The sequence below is a fragment of the Agathobaculum sp. genome (assembly GCF_050946325.1).
GTDB lineage: Bacteria > Bacillota > Clostridia > Oscillospirales > Butyricicoccaceae > Agathobaculum.
Genome location: NZ_JBMNUP010000104.1, coordinates 1 through 6734, shown reverse-complemented (window position 1 = coordinate 6734; position 6734 = coordinate 1). Strand labels below are relative to the sequence as shown.

Here is a 6734-nt window from a genome sequence, read left to right as displayed (position 1 = left end):
ACCTTGAAACGACAGAGAACCGCCATACCATTTTACTGTCCGCCGCAGTCGCGAATGTGGGAATGGGAGAAACGCCTTCCGGAACCGTGACGTTTTATGACTGCACAGGCGGCGGAGAAACAGCCATCGGTATGGCGGAAACGCTGCAAAACGGCGGTGCATCCCTGGTTTGGAAGAATGCCGCAGAGCAGCAGTACCGTATCAAGGCGGTGTACAGCGGCGACAGCAACTATTCCAGTGCAGAAAGCAAAGCAGATGTTGATTTGCGTAAGGAATATGCCATCACGCTGACAACGGACGGACACGGACGCGCAGCGGCCAGCGTCGATCAGGCGCCTGCGGGAACCGTTGTTACCCTGACGGCAACGCCGGACAGCGGATACCAGATGAAAACATGGGAAGTGCTCGCCGGAGAGATACAGGTGAAAAATGACCGGTTTACCATGCCGGCAGGGGAGGTTTCCATTAAAGCAGTCTTTGAAAAAACGCAGGCACCCGGCGGCGGAGGGGGCGTGGGCGGAGGCGGCGGAGCCATCGGCGGCGGAGCGCTTCCGGATAAGCCGACTGCTCCCGAGGTTGAGCCGCCGCAGCCTCCGGCATTTGCCGACGTTTCTGCCGGTGCCTATTATGCAGATGCAGTAAAGTGGGCGGTGGAGAACGAGATAACCTCCGGCATATCCGAGACTATGTTCGCGCCGCAGGCATCCTGCACCCGCGCCCAGATGGTAACCTTTCTGTGGCGTGCAAACGGCAGCCCGGTTGTCAATTTTGCCATGAAGTTCAGGGATGTTCCTCAGAATGCTTATTATACGGAAGCCGTGCGCTGGGCCGCTAGCGAGCAGATTGTCAGCGGCACTTCTGCGGGCGCGTTTTCGCCGGACGCCGCTGTGAACCGCGGTCAGGCGGTTACGTTCCTGTATCGCGCGGCAGGGTCTCCGGCAGTTTCGGGCAGCAGCTTTGATGACATGGCAGCGGACGCTTACTATGCGGACGCGGTAGCGTGGGCGGAAGAAAATGGAATCACGACGGGTGTCAGCGAACATGCGTTTCACCCTGCGGGCAATTGTACGCGCGGTCAGATTGTAACTTTCTTATACCGTGCTGCTGTGTAAGACTGAAAAGTTTGAAATGATGGAAAAGGGGAAATTTCACGCATGAGAATGCGCAAAAAGAAAAATTTGGACGTTCGCTTTGCTGCGTGTGCGGATGTGATGGCTTTTGAGCCGAAAGAAAAACGCGGCAAGTGGCAGGCATTGTTCGGAAATGACCATCCGCTGCACTTGGAAATTGGCTGCGGCAAGGGACGCTTTGCCATCGGTATGGCTGAACAGCATCCGGAAATTAACTTTATCGCGGTTGAGCGCGAGGAAGGGGCCCTGATTATGGCGGCAGAACGCTGCCAGCAGCAGCCGCTGCCCAATCTTCGCTTCGTATCCTTTGATGCGGCCGAGCTGCGCGAAGTTTTTGCTCCCGGCGAGGTGGAGCGCATCTACCTGAATTTTTCGGACCCGTGGCCGCCCAACCGGCAGCGCAAGCGCCGCCTGACCTGGCGCGCCTATCTGGAAGTATATGACGAAATTCTGGCAAAGCAGGGAGATCTGTGCTTCAAAACGGATAATCAGCGCTTTTTTGAATGGACGCTTGCGGAAATCTGTCAATTTGGGTGGCTCGTTCAGAATATCTCGCTCGATCTGCACCATTCGGATTTTGAGGGCAACGTGATGACCGAATATGAGGAAAAATTCTCGTCCGAAGGGGCGCGCATTTACCGGTTGGAGGCGCGGCGGCGCCTGCCGGAGTTTTTGCGGAAATAACAGCAAAAGGAGCCTGCGCGGATACAGGCTCCTTTTTTATTTGGAAGCAGGAAAGTAAAATGGATAACGCAGGGGGGAACGGCATCAACCGGGGGCCGGATGCACGGATGAGGCGATTGCAGAAACGGGCAAATAAAAAAGCAGACGCATTGCGTCTGCCAAAAGCCTGATGATTTGATTAAAATAAAACCCCGCCCTGCCGATGCGGCCCAATTAGTAACCTGCACGATCATGCAGGTGGGTTTTCTGTTCGGCATGTCTGCGCTTCCAACATCCGTGTATACCCGGGAGGCCTGCTGCTCAATGCCAAAACTTTCCGAAATCCCGTACTAAAAATGTGGGTTAAAAAAGAGCCGCTGTCGCACAGGGCAGGAAGGTTTCATGCAAAACCGGAAAGCAATGCATGAAATTTGCGTTTGCATGCAGGGGAGAGGGTTATTCGTCCTCTTCCGCCTCGGCACGCTCCATTACAATATTGAACACTGCATCTGCAATTTCGTCATCTTCAACTGCTTCGAGCATCTCCTCGCCGTCTTCCATAACGATTTGCATGATGACAACTTCGGCGTCCTCTTCCACGGCAAGCTCTGCCGGAATGAAAGCCAGATAAGTGGTGCCCTGATACTCCACTGTGTCAATATGCTCAAACTCGACCTCGTTGCCGTCCTCGTCGATCAGGGTTACAAAATCGTTGCCGTATTCCTCGCTCATCGGTACCGGCGCCTCCTTCGCTTTTTTCAAAAATGAATTGGAAAGGAAAAAGTTCTTTCCTGCTTTAAGGATAGCAAACCAGCGGCGGTTTGTAAAGTCCAATTATACGTCCGCGCACTGTAATAGTATGCCGTCCACGCAAAATATAATACCAGCTAAAATAGCAGAAATAAAGCCTTGACTTTATCCGCGCTTTCTGGTATAGTAATTCAGGTAACAAGGAAGAAGGCATCGTCCTCACCCGCAGCAAGGCGAACGGGTTAATAGGCGCAGCAGCTGATTGCTTTGCGCTTTATTTGGAGTGGACGGCTTGTTTGAGCGGTCCTTTTTCTTTTTTGTCATTTATCCGTTTTTGTTTGGAGGTGCTTACCCATCAGCAGCATGGAACATCAGATCAATGAAGAGATCCGCGATAAGGAAGTCCGCCTGATCGCCGCAGACGGCGAGCAGCTTGGCATCGTCTCTATCCAGCAGGCGCAGCAGATCGCCGTGGAGAAGGGTATGGATCTGGTCAAGATCGCCCCGCAGGCGAAACCGCCGGTCTGCAAGATTATGGATTACGGTAAATTCCGGTTTGAGCAGGCAAAGCGCGAAAAAGAAGCGCGTAAGAACCAGCGCATCGTGGAAATCAAGGAGATCCGACTGACCCCCAATATTGACATTGGCGACCTGAACACCAAGGTGAAAAACGCCTGCAAATTCCTTAAGGGAGGCGACAAGGTCAAGGTTTCGGTGCGCTTTCGCGGCCGTGAAGTGACCCATTCGTCGCTTGGTCAGGAACTGCTCCATCGCTTTGCAGAACAGTGCGCGGAATGCAGCACGGTGGAAAAGCAGCCCAAGCTGGAGGGACGCCAGATGATTATGTTCCTGGCGCCTGCCAAGGACAAGTAAACAAAAGCGCGTTCACAGCGCAAATTCAGAGAGGAGCAAAACCTTATGCCTAAGATCAAAACGCACAGCGGTGCAAAGAAGAGATTTTCCGTTACCAAGAACGGCAAGTTTAAGCGCGGCCATGTAGGCAAGCGTCACCTGCTCAACGGCCATGGAAAGACGACCAAGCTGAAGCGCCACCTCCGCAAGGAAGGCTTCGCTGACCAGACCAATGTAGCGCAGCTCAAGCGTCTGCTGCCGTATAAGTAAGTAAAAACATATCTTTCATATAGGAGGCAAACACAATGGCAAGAGTTAAGGGCGCAATGATGACGCGCAAAAGAAGAAAGAAGATCCTCAAGCGTGCCAAGGGCTACTGGGGCTCCAAATCCACACATTTCCGTGTAGCCAATCAGGCGGTTATGAAGAGCCTGAAGTACGCTTATATCGGCCGTAAGCAGAAGAAGCGTGACTTCCGCCGCCTGTGGATTACCCGTATTTCCGCTGCGTGCAAGATGAACGGCATGAATTACAGCACCTTTATGAACGGCCTGAAAAAGGCTGGCATCGACCTGAACCGCAAGATGCTGGCTGAGCTGGCTGTAAGCGATAAGGCTGCTTTTGCTGCACTGGTTGAAAAGGCCAAGGCAGCGCTCTAATCCTTCGCGCAAGAATATGGGCAGGCACGGAACGGACGTTCTGTGCCTGCTTTTTGCTTTACCCTGTGAAAATGTTACAGTTTTGTGACTTTGCAAAAATTTTACTTGTAATCTTTGCATAAAATGATATACTTAATAATATGATGAGAGAAGGAGGTGCAAAGAACAACATGCGTAATATCAGACATATCCGTATTCCCAAGAAGCCTGACCGGCCCGACATTGACGATTTGATTTTCGGCGACGAGCACGAACCGCATAGCGAGAAATAAACGGATGAATCCACGTCAGGCACGCAGTTTCCAAAATGCGTCCGCGTGGTTTTTTTTATAAGGATTTTCCGAAAAAATCGGTAAAACAGTCCGTTTTTAAAATAGAAAAGTATCCGCTTCATGGGGAAAAGACGGAAAGCGCCTGCAAAGGGGAAGAGATGCCTTTGCAGGCGCTTTCTGGTTTTAACCGGGCAGAGCGGCGCGCAGGCGGTCAAGCGCGGACAAAAAGCGCGGTTCGTGCCGGACAGGCGCGTACCGTTCGTCCTCTTCAATGGCGCGCAGGGCCAGCTGGCGCATCTCATTCAGCTCGTTTGCGCTGGGCGTGTGCGTCTGTACATCGGAAAAATAGGGGTTGCCGCGATAGTCCAGCGTGCGGTTGATTTGTACGTCCACATACTGCTCAAACAGGTCGAGCATCTGCTCGTTGTTCCCTTCGTCCTGCGCAAGCATGATTTCAAGCAGCAGACCATTAGAGGTGTCCATGCCGAACAGCGCATCCAACGCGCGATAGGCCTGCACATAGCGGTGCGCGGCGGTAAAATCCCCGCTGCGGCGCGATATGGTGGTCAGACTCATCAGCGCGGCGGAAGTTTCGCCCAGATGGGTCAGCAGAGCGCGGTGCGCAAGCTGGTCGGCTTGCTCCAGCCGGTCCTGCGCCAGATGAAGGCCCAGCCGTAATTGCTCAGGGTCAACAATGAGTTTTTGCGGCAGACTGTCGATCAGCGCTTCGGCCTCCCCGTACCGCCCGAGCATGGTAAGCATATTGATGCGCAGGCTTTTGGCCATCAGTTTTTCGCCGGATTCCGCACACTGCTGCTCGCCCTGCTCAAACAGCGCAAGGCAGTGGGCGGAGATGGCTTCGGCGGCCTGCGTGGTATCTGCTGCGCTGTTAAGTGCGGAAGCAATATATCGGTAGTACAGACCGCCGACGGTGAGCTTGAGCGAGCCGCAGGATGGATATTCGCGCAGCAGCTGCTCGGCAGCAGCGCAGCCTGCGTCAAAGCCCTGTTCGTCGAAAATGCGGCTCAGGCGGCTGGAAAGGGCGTGCAGTTCTTCGTTGGTCGGCGCGGTGTGAAAATCGAGCAGTTCGTCAGTCGTCATGCCGAGAGCACGGGCGAGCGGCGGCAGCAGCGTGATGTCCGGATAACTGGAAGCCGTTTCCCATTTGCTGACAGCGGCGGCTGAAACGCCGACCATGTCGGCGAGCGCTTCCTGCGTCAAACCTTTGGCGCGGCGCGCCTGCATGATGATGTTTCCGATTGGCAGTTCCATAAAATCATTCCTTGCATGAATTTCAAAAGGACCTTTTGTGGCTTCATTTTATCATAGGCCCGGCGGCTGTGCAATGGAGGCGAAGTTTAACGATTGGTTAAGAAAATCAACCGGCGGTTGTTTGAAAGAAGTGCGGCACAGGGCAGGCGGCAGCTCCTTTTGGCTTGACTTTGCGGACTGCATATACTATGATAGGTCAGGTTCATGTATAAAGATCGGGCAAGAGGAGTATTCATGCGGGAAGATTTTGAAGGCGGCACGGCGGCCGACGGAGGCGCGGCGCCAAGGGGGCCGGCGCTGGACTTGACAGAGGGGAATATTACGGGAAAATTGCTGCGCTTCGCCTTTCCGCTGATGGTGGGTAACCTGCTGCAGCAGCTTTATAATGTGGCGGATACGCTGATTGTTGGGCGTTTTCTCGGAGCTGACGCATTGGCGGCGGTTGGATCGGCTTATGCGTTGATGGTGTTTTTAACATCCATTCTGATCGGACTGTGCATGGGCAGCAGTGCGTTTTTTGCCATGCAGTATGGCGCACGGAATATGGAGCGGCTGAAGAAAGGCATGTTTCTGTCTTTTGTACTGATTGGCACGGTAACCGTGATTCTGACTGCGGCGGTTTATACAGGGCTGGATGAGATTATTTGCCTTTTGCAGATTCCGCCCTCCGTCACAAGCATGATGCGGGACTATCTGAGCTGCATTTTTCTTGGGATTGCGGCGACGTTTCTGTACAATTATTTCGCCAATCTGCTGCGGGCGGCAGGAAATTCGGTGGTGCCGCTGGTGTTTCTGGCGGCTTCCGCAATTTTGAATATCGTGCTGGACCTGCTGTTTGTGCTGGAGTTTGCGTGGGGTGTGCGCGGGGCCGCCGCCGCAACCGTGCTGGCGCAGTATATATCAGGCGTCGGCATCGCGCTGTACTGCTGGTTTCGCTTTGCGGCGCTGCGCATCGGCCGGCGGCATATGCGATGGGACGGACATATATTAAAGGAGATTGCCGGACTGTACTTCCTGACCTGCGCACAGCAGTCGATCATGAATTTTGGCATTTTGATGGTGCAGGGCTTGGTCAACAGCTTTGGTACGGCGGTGATGGCGGCGTTTGCGGCGGCGGTGAAAATTGATTCGTTTGC

Annotated in this window: 8 protein-coding genes and 1 other RNA gene; 6 read left to right on the top strand and 3 right to left on the bottom strand. The window is 53.8% G+C overall.

Annotated features, from left to right (window positions below):
• A partial coding sequence (locus ACOYIE_RS08180) for an S-layer homology domain-containing protein (protein WP_433412196.1) occupies positions 1-1112 on the top strand: 1112 nt, incomplete at its 5' end.
• Between the two features lie 42 nt (positions 1113-1154).
• The gene (gene trmB / locus ACOYIE_RS08175; protein WP_433412194.1) at positions 1155-1814 is read left to right on the top strand and encodes a tRNA (guanosine(46)-N7)-methyltransferase TrmB; all 660 of its coding nucleotides are present in this window, start codon (positions 1155-1157) and stop codon (positions 1812-1814) included.
• Between the two features lie 184 nt (positions 1815-1998).
• Here the strand turns inward: trmB and ssrS are convergent.
• Both ssrS and ACOYIE_RS08165 read right to left on the bottom strand, forming a co-directional pair.
• Positions 1999-2192, bottom strand: a non-coding RNA gene (ssrS, locus tag ACOYIE_RS08170) — 6S RNA.
• Between the two features lie 57 nt (positions 2193-2249).
• On the bottom strand, positions 2250-2555 hold the full coding sequence (locus ACOYIE_RS08165; protein WP_433412192.1) for a DUF1292 domain-containing protein: 306 nt from the start codon (positions 2553-2555) through the stop codon (positions 2250-2252).
• 351 nt (positions 2556-2906) lie between these two features.
• Between ACOYIE_RS08165 and infC the strand changes: the two genes are divergently transcribed.
• The 3 genes from infC to rplT are packed head-to-tail and all read left to right on the top strand — an operon-like array spanning position 2907 to position 4054.
• Positions 2907-3416, top strand: coding sequence for a translation initiation factor IF-3 (gene infC / locus ACOYIE_RS08160; RefSeq protein ID WP_433412190.1), 510 nt, complete (start codon positions 2907-2909; stop codon positions 3414-3416).
• 45 nt (positions 3417-3461) lie between these two features.
• Positions 3462-3665 (top strand): 50S ribosomal protein L35, encoded by a 204-nt coding sequence (gene rpmI / locus ACOYIE_RS08155; RefSeq protein ID WP_031472830.1) that lies wholly within the window; start codon positions 3462-3464, stop codon positions 3663-3665.
• Between the two features lie 35 nt (positions 3666-3700).
• Positions 3701-4054, top strand: coding sequence for a 50S ribosomal protein L20 (gene rplT / locus ACOYIE_RS08150; RefSeq protein ID WP_433412188.1), 354 nt, complete (start codon positions 3701-3703; stop codon positions 4052-4054).
• Positions 4055-4509: 455 nt separating this feature from the next.
• Here the strand turns inward: rplT and ACOYIE_RS08145 are convergent, their stop codons facing one another.
• Positions 4510-5598 carry a helix-turn-helix domain-containing protein gene (locus tag ACOYIE_RS08145; protein ID WP_433412186.1) on the bottom strand — a complete coding sequence of 363 codons (1089 nt, stop codon included), beginning with the start codon at positions 5596-5598 and terminating at the stop codon, positions 4510-4512.
• A 234-nt stretch (positions 5599-5832) separates the two neighbouring features.
• Between ACOYIE_RS08145 and ACOYIE_RS08140 the strand changes: the two genes are divergently transcribed.
• A partial coding sequence (locus ACOYIE_RS08140) for an MATE family efflux transporter (protein WP_433412184.1) occupies positions 5833-6734 on the top strand: 902 nt, incomplete at its 3' end.

What these genes read in the sequence shown, in the direction of transcription:
- rplT (WP_433412188.1), top strand. Translation starts at nt 3,701, where the DNA reads ATGGCAAGAGTTAAGGGCGCAATGATGACGCGCAAAAGAAGAAAGAAG.
- trmB (WP_433412194.1), top strand. Translation starts at nt 1,155, where the DNA reads ATGAGAATGCGCAAAAAGAAAAATTTGGACGTTCGCTTTGCTGCGTGT.
- infC (WP_433412190.1), top strand. Translation starts at nt 2,907, where the DNA reads ATGGAACATCAGATCAATGAAGAGATCCGCGATAAGGAAGTCCGCCTG.
- ACOYIE_RS08145 (WP_433412186.1), bottom strand. Translation starts at nt 5,598, where the DNA reads ATGGAACTGCCAATCGGAAACATCATCATGCAGGCGCGCCGCGCCAAA.
- rpmI (WP_031472830.1), top strand. Translation starts at nt 3,462, where the DNA reads ATGCCTAAGATCAAAACGCACAGCGGTGCAAAGAAGAGATTTTCCGTT.